Origin of the sequence: Nesterenkonia alba DSM 19423 (assembly GCF_000421745.1) — a bacterium.
GTDB classification, from domain to species: domain Bacteria; phylum Actinomycetota; class Actinomycetes; order Actinomycetales; family Micrococcaceae; genus Nesterenkonia; species Nesterenkonia alba.
Map to the genome: position 1 here is coordinate 63,546 of NZ_ATXP01000006.1, position 16,632 is coordinate 80,177.

At 64.0% G+C, this 16,632-nt stretch carries 12 protein-coding genes and 1 pseudogene; 10 read left to right on the forward strand and 3 right to left on the reverse strand.

The features are described from left to right. Positions 1–46: 46 nt before the first annotated feature. Positions 47–1,117, forward strand: a complete 1,071-nt coding sequence (gene qcrA, locus H578_RS0106260) for a cytochrome bc1 complex Rieske iron-sulfur subunit (RefSeq protein WP_022872838.1) — start codon at positions 47–49, stop codon at positions 1,115–1,117. Next, positions 1,114–2,835: a cytochrome bc1 complex cytochrome b subunit gene (gene qcrB / locus H578_RS0106265; RefSeq protein WP_022872839.1), complete on the forward strand. Its 1,722-nt coding sequence runs from the start codon at positions 1,114–1,116 to the stop codon at positions 2,833–2,835. The genes qcrA and qcrB overlap by 4 nt, the downstream gene beginning before the upstream one ends. Before the next feature lie 155 nt (positions 2,836–2,990). Here qcrB and H578_RS0106270 read toward each other — a convergent pair whose 3' ends face one another. The 3 genes from H578_RS0106270 to hisS are packed head-to-tail and all read right to left on the reverse strand — an operon-like array spanning position 2,991 to position 7,591. After that, positions 2,991–4,382 carry a replication-associated recombination protein A gene (locus H578_RS0106270; protein WP_022872840.1) on the reverse strand — a complete coding sequence of 464 codons (1,392 nt, stop codon included), beginning with the start codon at positions 4,380–4,382 and terminating at the stop codon, positions 2,991–2,993. Positions 4,383–4,432: 50 nt separating this feature from the next. Beyond that, positions 4,433–6,202 (reverse strand): aspartate--tRNA ligase, encoded by a 1,770-nt coding sequence (gene aspS / locus H578_RS0106275; protein WP_022872841.1) that lies wholly within the window; start codon positions 6,200–6,202, stop codon positions 4,433–4,435. A 39-nt stretch (positions 6,203–6,241) separates the two neighbouring features. After that, positions 6,242–7,591: a histidine--tRNA ligase gene (gene hisS, locus H578_RS0106280; protein ID WP_022872842.1), complete on the reverse strand. Its 1,350-nt coding sequence runs from the start codon at positions 7,589–7,591 to the stop codon at positions 6,242–6,244. Between the two features lie 126 nt (positions 7,592–7,717). Here hisS and H578_RS0106285 point away from each other — a divergent pair, with 126 nt between their 5' ends. The 8 genes and pseudogenes from H578_RS0106285 to nusB all read left to right on the forward strand — a co-directional run. Further along, positions 7,718–9,007 carry a DUF349 domain-containing protein gene (locus tag H578_RS0106285; RefSeq protein WP_022872843.1) on the forward strand — a complete coding sequence of 430 codons (1,290 nt, stop codon included), beginning with the start codon at positions 7,718–7,720 and terminating at the stop codon, positions 9,005–9,007. 90 nt (positions 9,008–9,097) lie between these two features. Next, positions 9,098–11,431: an endolytic transglycosylase MltG gene (locus H578_RS15550; RefSeq protein ID WP_084710000.1), complete on the forward strand. Its 2,334-nt coding sequence runs from the start codon at positions 9,098–9,100 to the stop codon at positions 11,429–11,431. Continuing rightward, positions 11,428–12,363, forward strand: coding sequence for a shikimate dehydrogenase (locus H578_RS13755; RefSeq protein ID WP_022872845.1), 936 nt, complete (start codon positions 11,428–11,430; stop codon positions 12,361–12,363). Before H578_RS15550 ends, H578_RS13755 begins: the two co-directional genes overlap by 4 nt. A gap of 54 nt (positions 12,364–12,417) precedes the next feature. Further along, on the forward strand, positions 12,418–13,665 hold the full coding sequence (gene aroC / locus H578_RS13760; protein ID WP_084710016.1) for a chorismate synthase: 1,248 nt from the start codon (positions 12,418–12,420) through the stop codon (positions 13,663–13,665). Beyond that, on the forward strand, positions 13,665–14,195 hold the full coding sequence (locus H578_RS0106305; RefSeq protein WP_022872847.1) for a shikimate kinase: 531 nt from the start codon (positions 13,665–13,667) through the stop codon (positions 14,193–14,195). The genes aroC and H578_RS0106305 overlap by 1 nt, the downstream gene beginning before the upstream one ends. Positions 14,196–14,207: 12 nt before the next feature. Next, positions 14,208–15,407 (forward strand): 3-dehydroquinate synthase, encoded by a 1,200-nt coding sequence (gene aroB / locus H578_RS0106310; RefSeq protein ID WP_022872848.1) that lies wholly within the window; start codon positions 14,208–14,210, stop codon positions 15,405–15,407. A 76-nt stretch (positions 15,408–15,483) separates the two neighbouring features. Continuing rightward, the gene (efp, locus tag H578_RS0106315; protein ID WP_022872849.1) at positions 15,484–16,047 is read left to right on the forward strand and encodes an elongation factor P; all 564 of its coding nucleotides are present in this window, start codon (positions 15,484–15,486) and stop codon (positions 16,045–16,047) included. A gap of 20 nt (positions 16,048–16,067) precedes the next feature. Beyond that, positions 16,068–16,475 (forward strand): annotated as a pseudogene (gene nusB / locus H578_RS13765) (transcription antitermination factor NusB); the annotation flags it as partial. Between the last annotated feature and the right edge of the window lie 157 nt (positions 16,476–16,632).

The window sequence follows — 16,632 nt, forward strand, 5'->3', positions numbered from 1 at the left end:
CACCTGAGAATTTCCGCACCTGAAAACAGCAAAGGACAACACATCTATGGGCGAGCACGGTAACGGCGACCGGGACTCCGGGGCCGTCATCACAGCCGGCGAGGGGGACAAGGGCTCATACGCCATCGACAACCCTGGCCTGCCGCCGCACCGTCCGCGGCTGGCGGATGTCGATGAGAAGGCGGCCAAGCGCGCTGAGCGTCAGGTCACGGCCCTGTTCCTCGTCTCTATCATCGGTACCGTCGTCTTCTTCGTCGGGTACTTCGCCGTCGGACGCATGGACGAGTTCGACGACTACTTCGACGGAATGACGGCTCTGCGACTGCAGAACACGCTGCTCGGTGTCGGTGCGGCCCTGGCTATGCTCGGCATCGGTCTTGGGGTGGTGCACTGGGCAAAGACGCTCATGCCCGATCACGAGATCGTCGAGGACCGCAAGCCGCTTCGCACCGAGCAGGACCGCCAAGAGGCCGAAAAGATCGTCACCGAAGTCGTCGAGGAGACGCAGATCAAGCGTCGCCCGCTGATGCGTAACACGCTGATCGCAGCTGCGCTGCTGGCTCCGCTGCCCGGGATTGTGATGTTCCGCGATCTCGACCGCAGTGAAGACTTCGGTGTGGAGCGCCTGCGGCACAGCCTGTGGGACGAAGGGGTGCGACTGGTCCGTGACCCCACCGGTACACCTATCCGTGCTGCAGACCTCACAGTGGGCTCGGCGATGCACGTCATCCCGGAGAACCTACGGGAGATCTCCTCTCACGGTGAGCGGCTCTCGGAGAAGGCCAAAGCCGTTGTGCTGCTGATGCGGCTGAACCCCGACGAATTCGAGAACCCCGAGCACCCGGAATGGACCCATGAGGGCATCATTGCCTGCTCAAAGGTCTGCACCCACGTCGGGTGCCCTGTGGCGCTGTATGAACGGCACACCCACCACCTGTTGTGCCCGTGCCACCAGTCCACCTTCGACGCTTCCCAGGAGTTCAAAGTGGTCTTCGGCCCCGCCGGTCGACCGCTTCCGCAGCTGCCAATCACCGTCGATGACGAGGGCTTCCTCGTGGCGCAGAGCGACTTCCAAGAACCCGTCGGCCCGACCTACTGGGAGCGTGGCAACGCATGAGCACTCCGCACACCCCGAAATACACCGAGGCCCAGTACCTCGAAGTCGACCAGTACCAGCCCAAGACCCGCACCGGGCGCATCACCAACTACTTCGACCAGCGGGTCGGCGGTACTTCCATCGTCAAAGAGTTCGGTCGGAAGGTCTTCCCCGATCACTGGACCTTCATGTTCGGTGAAGTGGCACTCTACAGCTTCGTCATCGTGGTGCTCTCCGGGGCATTTTTGACCTTTTGGTTCGACCCATCCATGGCGACCACCCGTTACTCGGGCTCCTACGCACCCCTGCAAGGCCTGGAGATGTCCATGGCCTACGCCACGGCCCTGGAGCTGAGTTTCGATGTGCGCGGTGGTCTGTTCATGCGCCAGGTGCACCACTGGGGCGCTCTGCTCTTCGTTCTGGCGATGAGCATCCACATGCTCCGCGTGTTCTTCACCGGTGCCTTCCGTAAACCGCGTGAGGTCAACTGGGTGATCGGTGTGGCGCTGCTGCTGGCCGGTATGGCCGCCGGGTTCACCGGCTACTCCCTGCCGGACGAGGTGCTCTCCGGGAACGGTCTGCGCATCATCGACGGCATGATCAAGGCGATCCCGGTGATCGGGACCTACATCTCCTTCTTCCTCTTCGGAGGGGAGTTCCCGGGCAATGAAGTCATCCCACGGCTGTACACCCTGCACATCTTCATCATCCCGGCGATCATCCTGATTCTCATCGCCATCCACCTGTTCCTGGTCGTAGTGCATAAGCACACCCAATACCCTGGCCCGGGACGGACTGAGCGCAACGTCGTTGGATACCCAGTGGGTCCGGTTTACGCGGCCAAAGCTGGTGGCTTCTTCTTCATCGTGGCTGGCATCCTCTCGTTGATTTCCGGCACCTTCCAGATCAACGCGTTGTGGAACTACGGCCCCTACGATCCATCGCCGGTTCAAGCCGGGGCGCAGCCGGACTGGTACATCGGACCGTTCGAAGGTGTGCTGCGACTTATGCCCGGTTATATCGGGGACATGTCGTTGGAGTTCGTCATTCCGACCCCATGGGGCGGGAACTCCGTGGCCACACCGGTGCTCATTCCGATGATCCCTATTGCGATTCTCTTCCTCGGGATGTTCATCTGGCCGTGGTTGGAAGCCTGGATCAGCGGGGACAAGAAGGAACACCACCTGCTGGATCGGCCCCGCAACGCTCCGACCCGTACCGCTATCGGCGCGGCCACCGTGGTGTTCTACTGCATCATGTGGGGAATGGGGTCCAACGACCTGATCGCCACACACTTCCAGTTGTCGCTGAACGACATCACCTACTGGTCGCGTGTGCTGATCTTCCTGGGACCGATCATCACCTACATCCTCACCAAGCGGATCTGTCTGGCCCTGCAGCGCAAGGACCGGGAGACGGCACTGCACGGTCACGAGGCTGGAATCATCGAGGTCAGCCCCGACGGTGAGTTCCACGAGCGGCACTCGCGCCCAGACGAGTACGAACTCTGGACGCTGGTGTCTTACGAAGCACCGGAGCCCAGTGGCCCGCAGCCGAACGCCAAGGGCAAGATCACCCGCACGGAGAAGTTCCGTGCCTGGCTGAACCGCATCTGGTGGGAAGACCGGGTGGAGCCGGTCAGCCGCGAGGAGTACCTCGAGGCACTAGAGCACGACCACCACGAGCCGGAAGCCCTCGGCCCGCACACCAAACGCGAGCTCGAGCACAATAAGCACTGAGCCTCGAACGCGCAGGTCGCGAATGGCCCCGCTGGTATTCCAGCGGGGCCATTCTGTTTCCCCAGCACAAGCATCTGCGCATCAGCACTGGGCCTCCATCAGCACTGGGCCCGCAGCAGAGGCGTGTCTGAATCAGCGTTGCATCGCGCGGGCCCTCAGGTGCCGCGGATAATGGAGCGAAGACGGTTCAGCCGCTCTGCGACGGCCCGCTCGTGGCCGTTCTGCGTGGGGGAGTAGTAGTCCACGGCGAGGAGGTCATCGGGAGCGTATTGCTGCCGGGCGACGTGATGGGGCTCATCGTGGGCGTACACATAGTCGGCCCCGTGCCCCAGCCGCTGAGCACCCTTGTAGTGGGCGTCACGCAAATGCATGGGCACCGGTGCGCCCTTACCGGCACGCACATCCGCAATGGCAGCATCCAGTGCCTTGTAGCTGGCATTGGACTTCGGAGCGGTGGCGATATGTACCGTTGCCTGGGCCAGAATAATCCGGCCTTCAGGCATGCCGATGAGCTGAACCGCTTGGGCAGCTGCCACAGCGGTCTGCAGGGCTGTCGGATCCGCCATGGCGACTTCCTCGCTCGCGGCGATGACGAGGCGCCGGGCAATGAATCGGGGATCCTCTCCGGCGACGATCATCCGGGCCAGATAGTGCAAAGCAGCGTCCACATCGGAACCACGCAGTGACTTGATGAACGCGGAAATAATGTCGTAGTGCTGGTCGCCGTCTTTGTCGTAGCGCTGAACAGCGAAGTCAGCCGCTTGCTCGGCGTCGTCTGCGGTGATGAGCAGCGGATCTTCTGTCTCAGGAACGTGGTGGCGCCCCAACGCCACGGCTGCTGCGGCTTCCAGGGTTGTCAGCACCCTCCGGGCATCCCCACCGGAGATGCGAAGAATATGGTCGCGGGCGGCGTCGTCGAGCACGAACCGGTCTGCTAAGCCGCGGTTTTCTGTCAGCGCCCGATCGATGAGCCCGTTGAGGTCTTCGTGGGTCAACGGCTGCAGTGTCAGCAGCAGGGACCGGGACAGCAACGGAGCGACGACGCTGAAACTCGGGTTCTCCGTGGTGGCGGCCACCAGAATGACCCAACCGTTCTCCACACCCGGCAGCAGTGCATCCTGCTGAGCCTTATTGAACCGGTGAATCTCATCGAGGAACAGCACGGTGGTCACACCGCGTAAGTCGCGATCTTCCAAGGCCTGATCCATCACCCGCCGAACATCTTTGACTCCGGCGCGGATGGCTGAGAGCTCAACGAACTTCCGAGTCCCGCCGCGGGCAATGACGTGAGCGATCGTCGTCTTCCCCGTCCCCGGAGGCCCGTAGAGGATCACCGAACTCGGTCCAGCCGGTCCGCTGGAGCCCTCGGCCAGTACCCGCAGAGGAGAACCTTCCTTCAGCAGATGTTGCTGGCCGAGGACCTCATCGAGAGTGCGGGGGCGCATCCGCACAGCCAGAGGCGTATGCCGACCTGAGCTGGCGCCTGAACCAGCTGTGCTGACGGCGTCGTGCTCGTCAAACTCCGAGGAGAACAGGTCGCCTGTCATAGCTGCCAGACTAGCCCAGGGCCCCGAGAAGCCCCTGGGCCACAACGAGCCTAAGAGTTCTTTGGTCCCGGCGCCGCGTCGACACCGGCTTCCTTGCGCTGTTGCGCAGTGATGGGGGCAGGCGCGTCGGTGAGTGGATCGTGCCCGTTGCCGGTCTTGGGGAAGGCGATGACCTCACGGATGGAATCCTCCCCGGCCAGCAGGGCGACAACCCGGTCCCAGCCGAAGGCGAAGCCGCCGTGCGGGGGAGCGCCGTACTTGAAAGCGTCAAGGAGGAACCCGAACTTCTCCTGGGCCTCGTCTTCGGACAGCCCCATCACCTTGAATACCCGCTGCTGGACATCCTGCCGGTGAATACGAATCGAACCGCCACCGATTTCGTTGCCGTTGCAGACCAGGTCATAGGCGTAGGCCAGCGCGTCTGCGGGATTCTTGTCGAATGTCTCGGCAAACTCCGGTTTCGGTGCCGTGAAGGCGTGGTGAACCGCTGTCCAGGCACCGGACCCCACGGCGACATCCCCAGCCGCCTTGGCGTCGTCGGCCGGTTCGAACATGGGTGCATCCACCACCCAGGCGAAAGACCAGGATCCGGGTTCGATGAGGTCAAGACGTTCGGCGATTTCCACGCGAGCTGCCCCCAGCAGCGCGCGGGAAGACTTGGGCTCACCTGCGGCGAAGAAGATGCAGTCACCGGCAGAGGCCCCGACGGCCTCAGCGAGTCCGGACTTCTCCGCCTCGGAGAGGTTCTTGGCCACCGGGCCGCCCAGTTCACCATCCTCACCAACCAGGACATAGGCCAGGCCCTTGGCCCCGCGCTGTTTGGCCCACTCCTGCCAGGCGTCCAGGGTCCGCCGCGGCTGGGAGGCCCCACCGGGCATGACCACCGCGCCCACATAGGGTGCCTGGAAGACTCGGAAGGGAGTTTCGGCGAAGTACTCAGTCAACTCGGTCAACTCCAGGCCGAACCGGAGGTCCGGCTTATCCGTGCCGTAGCGGGCCATCGCCTCCCGGTAGGTGATATGCGGAATCGGGGTGCTGATCTCTACCCCAATGAGCGCCCACAGTCGGACGGTGATCTCCTCCACCAAGGAGATCACATCCTCCTGCTCCACAAAGGCGGCCTCGATATCCAGCTGGGTGAATTCCGGCTGTCGGTCGGCCCGGAAGTCCTCATCCCGGTAGCAGCGGGCGATCTGGTAGTACTTCTCGATCCCGCCGACCTGGAGCAATTGCTTGAACAGCTGCGGAGACTGTGGCAGGGCGTACCAGGAGCCGGGAGCCAGGCGAGCCGGAACTAGGAAGTCGCGGGCACCCTCCGGCGTCGAACGAGTCAGGGTGGGGGTCTCCACCTCAGTAAAGCCCTGCTGGTGTAACACCTCCCGGGCAACCCGGTTCACCTCAGAGCGCAGCCGGATCGCCCGCGACGGCCCGGGTCGGCGCAGGTCGAGATACCGGTGCTTCAGACGAGCTTCCTCCCCAACTTCGACGTGCTCGTCGATCTGGAACGGCAGTGCCGCCGAAGGGTTGAGCACCTCCAGCTCCGAGGCGATGATCTCCACCTCACCGGAGGGAATATTGGGGTTCTCATTACCTTCTGGACGGCGTTCCACAGTGCCGGTGACCCGCAGGACGAACTCATTGCGTAACGGGTCAAAATCTTCCTCATCCCGCACGACCACCTGCGCGATCCCTGAGGCATCGCGCAGATCGAGGAAGGCCACCCCGCCGTGATCCCGGCGGCGGGCCACCCAGCCGGTGAGTGTGACAGTCTGACCCAGAAGTGCGGCGCTGATCTCGCCTGCAGTGTGTGTGCGGAGCACGGCGTCCTTTCGACGTACGGGAGCGGTTCTGTGCTGAGCTTACAAGTCTCGTCCGGGGCGCAGAACCCGGGGCGTGAGGTCCTCGGCTGGGGGAGTCCACACCGCCGGGTCGGCAGGCACCTGGTCCCCGGAGCGGATGTCCTTGACCTCGTGGTGACCTTCGGCGTCGGTGAACCACACATACGGGATCCCACGCCGGTCGGCGTATTTGATCTGCTTACCGAACTTTTCGGCGCTGAAGGCCACTTCGGCACTGATACCCCGGGCGCGGAGCTGGTCGGCGACATCCTGGGCTGTGGACCAGTCCGTATCCTCGCGCAGCGTCACATAGACCGCAGTAGGTACCGAACGGGAGGCGGTGAGCTCATCGGCGGCTAGCAGCGCAGAGATCAGCCGGGTTACCCCGATGGAGAGTCCGACGCCGGGAAACGTGCGTTTGCCGTGGGTGGCCAGGGAATCGTAGCGCCCCCCAGAGCAGATCGACCCGAGGTTCTCATGCCCGAAGAGCACCGTTTCATAGACCGTTCCCGTGTAGTAATCGAGCCCACGGGCGATGGACAGATCCGCCACAGCCTGTCCCGGCACCCGCTCCTGCAGTGTGGCGATGACCTCGGTCATCTCCCTCAGCCCCTCTTCGAGCAGCTCGTTAGCTGCCCCGGGAGGTAGCAGATCGCGGACTTGCTCGGCGAAGGAGACATCTGCTGTGCGGATCTGGGCCAGGGCCAGGGCTTTCTGCGCCTGGTGCTCATCGGCACCGCAGGTCTCGGCCAGCTCGGCCTGCACACGGGCGGGGCCAATTTTGTCCAGCTTGTCGACAATGCGTAGCACCGCAGCAGGATCGTTGAGACCCAGAGCGGTGTAGAAGCCTTGGGAGAGCTTGCGGTTATTCACCCGCAGTTGGAACTGACCGATGTCCAGAGCCGCCAAGGCCCGAGCCATGACCACAGCGAGCTCAGTGTCGGCGCGGAAGGGCAGGGTGCCGTCACCGACGATGTCGATATCGGCCTGGGTGAATTCCCGGAACCGTCCGGCCTGGGGCCGCTCTCCCCGCCAGACCTTCTGGATTTGATAGCGACGGAAGGGAAAGGCCAAGTGCCCGGCGTTTTCGGTGACGTAGCGGGCAAACGGCACAGTGAGGTCGAAGTGCAAGGCGAGTTTGGCCTCAGCGGCCGAGTCGGCGTCGTCGTGGATTCGGGAGACCGCATAGACCTCCTTATCCACTTCCCCTTTACCCAACAGCGTGTCCATGGTCTCCACGGCACGGGACTCGATCGAGGCGAAACCGTGGCGTTCGAAGACCTCCCGCAGGGTGTCGAGCACATGCAGCTCCACCAGCCGCTCGGCCGGAAGCAGCTCGAGGTAGCCGGAGAGCGATGCAGAACGTGCCATGGCGGTGAGTACAGCTCCTTGCGGATCAGATCAGGGGGTTATCGGCTCAGCCACGCCATCATAGCCGCCGGGCGGGATGTGAAGCACTCGCCTAGCTGGTTCTGACCACCCGGTAGGCTGGAGACTATGAGTCCAGCAGTGAAGCCCACCTACCACCAGACCTCTCTGGATGAGGTACGCCGGCGTACCCGGGTGGATGCCGAAGGTCATGTGTACCTCACCTCACCGGAACCCTCCGGCGAGGAGACCTATGTAGGGCAATACTCCGCCGGTGGTGGTGAAGACGAGGCGCTGCGGTACTACGCGCGCAAATTCGACGAACTCTACAACCGAGCGCTGCTGCTGGGAGCCCGTGTCGCCACTCGCGCTGACAGTGTCTCGGTGCTGCGGGGTAGCCACACGGCCCTCACCAAAGAGCTCGACGACGGCACGTGGGTGGGCGACGTCGACTCGCTGCGCAAACTCTTAGCTGAGATCGCTCGGGGCATCGAGGAGATCGCCGCCGAGGAGCAGAAGGCCCATGACGAGGCCGTGGCTGCGAAACTCGCCGTGCGCGAAGAGATTGTCGCCGAAGCCGAGCAACTGGCTGCTGCCGATGATGCCCAGCAGCACTGGAAGACTGCCCAGCAGCGGATGAACGAGCTCTTCGAGGCGTGGAAAGCGGAGCAGAAATCTCCACCGCGGATCCCCAAATCACAGGAGGACCCCCTGTGGAAGCGGTTCCGTACCGCGCGCAGTACGTTTGAGCGCCGCCGCAAGGCTTTTTTTGTGAAACGGGACAAAGAAGCTGCGGAGATCAAGCGGGCCAAAGAGGAACTCATCGCCGAGGCCGAAGCCTTGCAGCACTCCACGGATTTCGGTCCGACCACGAAGGCATATCACCGCCTGATGGACCGGTGGAAAGAGCTCGGGCGTGGCCCCCGTAAGACTGAGGACGCCCAGTGGAAACGGTTCCGTGCAGCCGCGGATGTCTTCTTCAGTGCCCGGGATGAAGCCAATGCCAAAGTCGACGCCGAGTACCAGGAGAATCTGAAGAAGAAAGAGGAAATCCTGGCTCGCCTGGAAGAGCTGATGCCCTTCACCAAGCCGGAGGCGGTGCGGGACCGGTATTACAAGCTGCTCGATGAGTACGAGGCGGCCGGTCGCGTGCCTCGCGGCGATATTAAGCGTCTGGAGCGGCGACTTGGGGAGATCCAGGACGCCTTCCGTCAAGCAGAGGGCGCCAAATGGCGTCGGAGCGACTCAGTCCAGAACGACCGCCAGCACCAGATGCTCAGTCAATTGCAAGAGAGCATCGCCCAGCTGGAGCGTGACGTCAAAGAGGCTCAAGCCAGTGGGGATCAGGCTCGGATCCGCGAGGCGGAAGAGGCGTTGGAGGCCCGTCGCAGCTGGATGGCCATGTTGCAGTCCAACTGAGATCACGGATCGATTACAATCGTGAGCGCCTTTGGATACCATGATGTCTATTTCTGGCCGTCCACCTGCCGTCAACCTTGAGGATCGTTCGTGAGCGATGAAATGCTCCCTGAGGTGGGGTCTCGGCGTCGTCGCCGCGAGATCCGTGAAGCCAGGGAGCGTGCCCGGGCGGCTGAACGGGAACGTCAGTCCGCTGTCCGGCGGCTGAGCCGGTCTTCGACCGCCTCGCCGGCGCCAGATCTCTTCGATCAGGAGTCGAGCCAGACCCAGGTTCCTCCGGCGGTCCGGCGGGAACGTGAAGGCAGCGATAACGGGCGCCCACAGAACCCCTCCCCGCAGCGGCCATCCGGGGAAACTCTTCCTCACCAGACTCTTCCCAACCAGGCGCTACCCACTCCGGTGGAGTCCCGGCGTTCCCGGCGGCAGCGCCGCAGTGCTACCGAAAGTGCCGCCGAATCGGGTGCCTCACCGGCTGTCCCGGGGGAGACCGCGCAGGGGCAACCCGCATCGTCGCGGTCGGCTCAAGCCCGTCACCAGGGCGGAACCGGTGCACAGTCCACATCGTCTCAGCCCGCAACGGACCAGCCCACACCCGATCGGGCGGGTCAGAAATCCCGTGGCCCGGCAGCCGGCTCAACGCCTGCGCGGCGGACAGAACGGCAGGTGCCTGATCGCCGGAGTCCGGGAACGCAGACGCCACGGGCGCAGCAGACTCCGCGGATCGACCAGGCGCCTGGGAATCAGGCTCCTCGGAATGAGGAACCCACGCGGATTCAACCGGCCGTGTCACCGGCCGCAGGATCTCATCAGCGTGACTCGACTCCGCCCGGAGAGGCTCTGCATCACGAATCCACCCCCACTGAGGCTCTCGGTGGCGCCCCCGCTGGCAAGGGCAGGGAGAGTTCCTCCGTGCAGACTCCACCACCGGTGCGGTCCGAGGACCACCCCAGCCCGGTGCCGGGTCGGGCCCGTCCCACCGCATTCGACGAGCTCGTCACCGGATCTGCGGCGTCCTCTGCTGAGGCTGCGGGTTCTGAGGAGCCGGCGGGTGAACAGGACATCTCAGCCGAGGAGTTTGATGCCTTCGACGCCGATGAGGGCGCCTTCGACGACGACACCTCCGCAAGTTTCGATGACTTCGAGGATCTTGAGCACATCGACCTCGATGAGATCGACGGTCATATTGAGCACGATGAAGACGGCCACCCGGTCTTGGTCTCCGCTTCTGGCTTCGGCCGGGGGTACCAGACCGTCCAGCCCCTGACAGGACGTATGGCACGCAATATTCTCCAACAGCGGAAGGCCAAGCGCCGTCGCCGCAATATCACCTTGACCCTGGCCATCGGCGGTTTTGTCGTGATGGTCGCCGTCGTCTGGATTTTCCTGCAATCCATTGCAGGGATCTTCGGGCCCCGTGAGGCGGAGGACTACGAGGAGCAGGCCGGCGAGTTCGTGCAGTTCCAGGTGGTCGAAGGCGACGGTATCGAATCGGTGGCCACCCGGTTGGCCGATGCCGAAATCATCGCCAGTACGGAGGCCTTCAGCGAGGCGGTGCAGGAACTCGAAGCCGAGGGCGAACGCGGGGAACTGCATCCGGGAACCTACGAATTGCGGGAGCAGATGCCCGCGGCCGACGCCGCCGAGGAACTCCTCAGTGAAGGCGGACAGTTCTGGTACATCGGCATCACCCCGGATATGTGGAACGATGACGTCATCGAAACGCTGGCGGAGAACACCGCCCACTCGTATGAGGAGTACCAGCAGCTCAACCGGAATCCGCAGCGCTTCGGCCTGCCGGAGCAGGCTGAAAACCTCGAAGGTTATATCGCCGCGGGCGAGTACCAGCCCGAGGCCGGAACTTCTGCCGAGGAAATCATCGAAATGATGATCGAACCGACCTTCGAGCTGCTCGAAGCCGAAGGGGTCGACGATCCTGACGAGCAGTACCGGGCCATCACCATCGCCTCACTCATCACCGCTGAGGGCCTGCCCGAGGACTACCCAAGAATCGCCGGTGCGATTGAGAACCGCCTGCAGGACGAGGACGGTGAAACCAACGGTTACCTGCAAATCGATGCGGCAGTGAACTATGGCCGCGGGGTGCGCGGCACCCACTTCACCGAGGAGGAACGCTTCGATGCCTCCAATGAGTACAACACCTACGTGCATTCAGGTCTGCCGCCCGGGCCCATCGGGGCTCCCGACCAGCGGGCGGTGACAGCAGCAGCGGATCCCGAGGACAACGACTATCTCTTCTGGGTCACCGTGGATCTGCACACTGGAGAGACCCGGTTCGCCGAGACATTCGCCGAGCACGAGGAGAACGTCGAACTGCTCAACCAGTTCTGCGAGGAGAACGAGGAGACCTGTAACCAGGAAGTCGGCGGCGGCCAGACCGAAACCGAACAGCCGGGGGGTCAGTGACCTCGCAGCAGCGCGCCGCTGTACTCGGCTCTCCGATTCAGCACTCGAAATCCCCGGCTCTGCACAGTGCCGCCTACCGCCTCTTGGGTGTGGAGATTGACTACACGCGCCGGGAAGTCAGTGAGCAGACGCTGCCCCGTTTTCTCTCCGGTGAGGGCGCCGAACCCGGCTGGGTCGGCTGGTCGGTGACCATGCCGTTGAAAGCCGCCATGGTCGAGCACATGACCACTTACTCCCCACGGGTCAAGACTCTCGGAGTGCTCAACACGGTGGTGATTGACCACGACGCCGACTCGCGGCGTCTCCACGGGGAGAACACCGACGTCGATGGGATCCTCAGAGCATTGACTGAGGCTGAGCTCACAGCACCCGGGCCGACGGCGGCCGCGGCGAGACAGAGCCAGCGTCCCTTTGCGGTGTTGGGGGCCGGGGGGACGGCGGCCGCGGCCCTCGGAGCCGCCGCCGAGCGCGGGCATCGTGAAGTCGTCGTCTACGCGCGCAGTCTGCAACGGGCCGCCTCCGCGGTGCCGCTGGCCCAGCGACTGGGACTGGAATGCACACTGCGTGAGCTGGAGGCTTTCCCTCACGACGTGGCGGCTACCTCCCCTGCGGCGGTGGTCTCCACCCTGCCACCGCGGGCGGCCGACCCGCTGGCCGCCGCGTTGGGCACCGTGACCCCGGGGGTTCCGCTGCTCGATGCTGCCTATGACCCGTGGCCCTCCCAGTTGGCTATCGCCTGGGAAAACGCCGGAGGGCAGGTGGCTAGTGGGCTGAGCATGCTGTTGCACCAGGCGGTCAAACAAGTGGAGCTGTTCACTGCCTCCACCGGCCACCCGGCCGGTGAACTGGCAGCGACCGCTCACCGCCAGCTGGTGGAAACGATGCGCACAGCGATCGGACTTCAGCCCCCTGGGAACAGGACCACGGACTGAACACCGCAGCTTCTGCGGCCGCTTGAGCTCACCAACCCGGTTAGGATGGTCGGCATGTTGCGCTGGCTGACTTCCGGAGAATCTCACGGCCGTGCCCTGGTTGGCATTCTCGAAGGCCTCCCCGCCGGGGTGCCGCTGACTTCCCAGGATGTCCAGGACCGGTTGGCTCGTCGGCGCCTGGGCTATGGTCGCGGAGCCCGCATGAAGTTCGAGCAGGACGAGGTCACTCTCATCGCCGGAGTCCGGCACGGTGAGACCTTGGGCGGTCCGGTTGCCATCGAGGTCGGCAACACCGAGTGGCCTAAATGGGAGAAGGTCATGTCTGCCGACCCGGTGGACCCTGCCGAGATTGAGCACCTGGCACGCAACGCACCCTTGACCCGGCCCCGTCCTGGCCACGCCGACTTCACAGGGATGCAGAAGTACGGCTTCACCGAAGCGCGTCCCGTGCTGGAGCGCGCCTCCGCCCGAGAGACTGCCACCCGGGTGGCGTTGGGAACCGCTGCACAGAACTTCCTGGCCGAACTAGGCATGACTACGGTCTCGCACACCGTCGCCGTCGGGGAGGTCACCACTGACGACGACGCCCCGGTTCCCACCGCGCAGGATGTCGCCACGATCGACGCCGATCCGCTGCGATGCTTCCACCCAGCGACCTCTGAGGCGATGGTGGCTGAGGTCGATGCGGCACATAAAGCCGGCGAAACTCTCGGTGGCGTCGTCGAAGTTGTCGTCGACGGCGTCCCCCCGGGGCTGGGAAGCTATGTGCACTGGGACCGCCGACTGGATGCACGGCTGGCCGGAGCGCTGATGGGTATCCAGGCCATCAAGGGCGTGGAAGTCGGTGACGGGCTGAAGACCGCTGCCCGTCGGGGCTCCCAGGCCCATGACGAGATCGAACTCGACGCCCACGGGAGAATCCGCCGCTCGACCAACCGTGCCGGAGGGATCGAAGGCGGGATGAGCATTGGCGATACCCTCCGAGTGCGCGCGGCGATGAAACCTATCGCCACGGTGCCCCGAGCCCTGCGCACCGTGGATATCGCCACCGGGGAGCCAACCACTGCCCACCACCAGCGCAGCGACGTCTGTGCGGTCCCGGCAGCCGGGGTGGTCGCCGAAGCGATGGTCGCCCTGGTCCTGGCACAGGCAGTGTTAGAGAAGTGCGGCGGGGACAGCCTCACTGAGACGCGGCGTAACCTGCACAGTTACCTGGAGAACATGCCCGAACTGGGGCAGAACCCGCAGCTGGCCGGCAGCGACGGGGACCCCGTGCAGCCTCCGGCTGCCTTCAGCAGCTGATGAGCAGCCCGGCACGTACCCACAATGTGGTACTCATCGGACCCATGGCCTCCGGTAAGTCCAGTGTGGGCCAGGCACTGGCCCGCCGGTTGAACCGCCCCCATGTGGACACCGACCAGTTCTTCGTGGCCCGCTACGGTCCCATCCCTGAGTACTTTGCCCAGCACGGGGAGGAGTCGTTCCGGGCCGCTGAGGAGCGCATTGTCGCTGAGCTGCTCGATGCCCCCCGCCCATCGGTCATCAGCCTCGGAGGTGGGTCGGTGCTTTCGCCTCGGACCCGGGCATTGCTTGAGGGGCATTTCACGGTGATGCTCGATGTCACCGCCGAACAGGCCGCCGCCCGGATCGGCGACGCCTCCACCCGCCCCATGCTCGCCTCCGACCCGGTGGGCCGTTGGAAGAAGATCTACGCCGAGCGGGAATCCCTCTACCGGGACTGCGCTGATCTGGTGGTCAGTGCCGACCACGAGACGATCGAAGCCCGAGTCGATACCATCGAGAACGAACTGAACCGGATCACGAAAGACTGAGCGCACACCCCTATGAGCACTCCTACAGACAGCGGTGAGCCTGCGGGGACACCGCAAGCATCCACCCCGCTGAGCGAGACCCAGCACAGTGAGCCCACCACCATCACCGTGGGTGAGGGAACGGGAACCGGTGGAGATGAACTGGGCTATCCCGTCGTCGTCGGCAATGGACTCCTCTCCCGGCTGCCGGACCTCTTGGGCACCCAAGCCGAACGGGTGCTCATCATTCACCCGCGGGCGCTGCGTGCCACCGGTGACGTGGTGCGTGAAGACCTGGAGAAGGCCGGCTACACCGCCATGGTGGCCGAGATTCCCGATGCCGAAGAGGGTAAGCACATCCAGGTGGCCGCGTTCTGTTGGCAAGTGCTCGGGCAGAACGATTTCACCCGCTCCGATGCTGTGGTCTCCGTCGGCGGGGGAGCGGTCTCCGATCTGGCCGGCTTCGTCGCCGCTACCTGGCTACGGGGAGTGCGGGTTGTGCATATGCCGACCACGGTGCTCGGCATGGTCGACGCCGCCGTCGGCGGCAAAACTGGGATCAATACCGCTGAGGGGAAGAACCTGGTGGGTTCCTTCCACCAACCGGCCGGGGTGCTGGCTGACCTCGACACCCTCATTACCCTGCCACGCAATGAACTGGTCTCTGGATTGGCCGAGGTCATCAAATGTGGGTTCATCGCTGATGAACGGATCCTCACCCTGATTGAGGAGTCCCCGGAGGCCGCGCAGAACCCTCATTCGGCACAGCTGCGTGAACTCATCGAACGCTCTATCCGGGTCAAGGCTGAGATCGTCGGAGAAGACGCCCGGGAGGCTGATCGCCGTGAGCACCTCAACTACGGGCACACGCTGGCCCACGCCATTGAACTCGCTGAGCGTTATCAGTGGCGCCACGGTGCGGCCGTCTCGGTGGGTATGGTCTTCGCCGCGGAACTGGCGCACAGCCTGGGCCGGCTCAGTGAGGCCGAGGTCGACCGCCACCGGGCAGTGCTGACCTCACTGGGATTGCCCATTACCTACCGGGATGACCGGTGGAACCAGCTGCTGGAAGGAATCCGCCGCGATAAGAAGAACCGCGGCGATGTGCTCAGGTTCGTGCTGCTCAACGGCATTGGCAACCCCGCCACTGTGGAGATTCCGGATGCATCCATGTTGTACGCGGCGTACCAGGAGATCGGCGAACCAGTCAGCGGGACCACGATCTCCCTGTGACGTGCTGGGTGGAGGCCGCCTGTATGATGGATCGGCGGCTCACAGAGATTTATCGAACCAGAAGGGGCTCAATTTCGTGGCAACCTCGAACGACATCAAGAACGGCGCGGTGCTCAAGCTCGAGGGGCAGCTGTGGAACACCCTGGAATTTCAGCACGTCAAGCCGGGCAAGGGCGGAGCGTTCATCCGCACCAAGCTGAAGAACGTCACCTCCGGCAAAGTCGTGGACAAGACGTTCAATGCCGGAGCCAAAGTGGAGTTCGCCACGGTGGACCGCTCCGACTACCAGTTCCTCTACGCCGATGGCGACGATTACATCTTCATGGACTTACGTGACTACGACCAGATCACGGTGCCCGCTGAGATCGTCGGCGATGCCGCCAACTACCTGCTGGAATCGGCTACTGTCACCATTGCGATGCACGAAGGCACTCCGCTGTACCTGGAGCTGCCACCTTCAGTGGTGCTGGAGATCACCTACACCGAGCCGGGCCTGCAGGGTGACCGCTCCAATGCTGGAACCAAGGCAGCCACTGTGGAGACCGGTCACGAGATCCAGGTGCCGCTCTTCGTCGACCAGGGCACCAAGGTCAAAGTCAACACCAGCACCGGGGAATACCTCGGCCGTGTGACCGACTAATAAGTTCAGCGACCACTGTGGTGAAACGATCCCGATCCAAAGCCCGACGTCGGGCTCTAGAAATCCTCTTTGAGGCTGAGCAGCGCGGACTCCCGGCCGAGGAAGTCCTCACCCTGCGCAGCTCGGCCACTGAGCTGCAACTGAACCCGTATGCTCGTCAACTGGTCCTGGGGGTCAGTGCCCGGCAGGAAGAACTCGACGAGCTGATCTCTACCTACGCTCGTGGCTGGACTCTGGAGCGGATGCCCACAGTGGATCGCACTGCGCTGCGCATCGGGGCCTGGGAACTGCTGCACAACCCGGAGATCCCCGAGGCGGTGGCCGTCTCCGAGGCCGTGGCCCTGGTCCGCGAGCTCTCCACCGATGAGTCACCGCGGTTCGTCAACGGGCTACTCGGCAGGCTCCAGCAGCTCAAACCCACTCTGGTGGATGAGGACGAGGACCCCCTGCTCGATGAGGAGCCTGGCATGGATGAGGATGCAGACTCTGCCTGATAGGCTGAAGCAGGTGTCGATGAGGCACCAGCGCACCCGATGCGCCGACATCAGGTGCGCAGGCCGGCACGGCTTTGCCGCCGGGACCACC